Raw genomic sequence first — 721 nt, forward strand, 5'->3', positions numbered from 1 at the left:
TATAAGGTGGGTTGGTTTTTGTTCGTGCGGTGGTGGGGGGGGGCCCCCCCCGCGGGGCCCGCCACCGCCGATTCCCGTGTTCCCGTTCCGTGAGAGGAGCGCAGTGCACCGTCACGCCCGCACGCCCCGGACGCTCGGCGCCGGCATAGCCGCCGCCCTGAGCCTGGCCGCCCTGGCCGCCTACGCCGCCCCGGCCGCCACCGCCGCCCCGACCGCCGCCGCCGACACCGCGCCCGCCCAGGCCCCCGGCGACCCCGTCCCCGGCGTCGTCGCCGGCCAGGACACCGCCGCCCCGCAGCTGGTCACCGGCCTCGCCGACCCCGCCCCCGGCAACCCGGCCGACGCCGCCCGCGCCCACCTGGCCGCCCACCGCGACCGCTACCAGGTCGACCCCGCCCAACTCGCCGAGGCCGGCACCGAGAGCGCCCCCGACGGCCGCCGCACCGTCCGCTTCCAGCAGAAGGAGGGCGGCGTCCCGGTCCTCGGCGCCCAGTACCTCGTCCACCTCGCCGGCGACGGCGCCGCCCAGCACGTCGAATCGGCGGGCGGAAAGTACTTCACCGGCCTCACCGCCCCCACCACGCCCACCGTCCCGGACGACCTGCTGCGCACCGCCGCCCTCGGCGCCCTGCCCGACGCCGCCCGCGCCAAGGCCACCGCCGACGACGCCGGCCTGGTGATCCTGCCCGACGGCGCCGGCCGCGCGTCCCGCCCCAACGCC

Annotated in this window: 1 pseudogene; it reads left to right on the forward strand. The window is 79.5% G+C overall.

Features of this window, described 5'->3' with window-relative positions:
* Positions 1–103 precede the first annotated feature (103 nt).
* Positions 104–721 (forward strand): annotated as a pseudogene (locus ACFV4G_RS23095) (hypothetical protein); the annotation flags it as partial.

The organism is Kitasatospora sp. NPDC059747, from assembly GCF_042732955.1.
In the GTDB taxonomy this organism is placed as follows: domain Bacteria; phylum Actinomycetota; class Actinomycetes; order Streptomycetales; family Streptomycetaceae; genus Kitasatospora.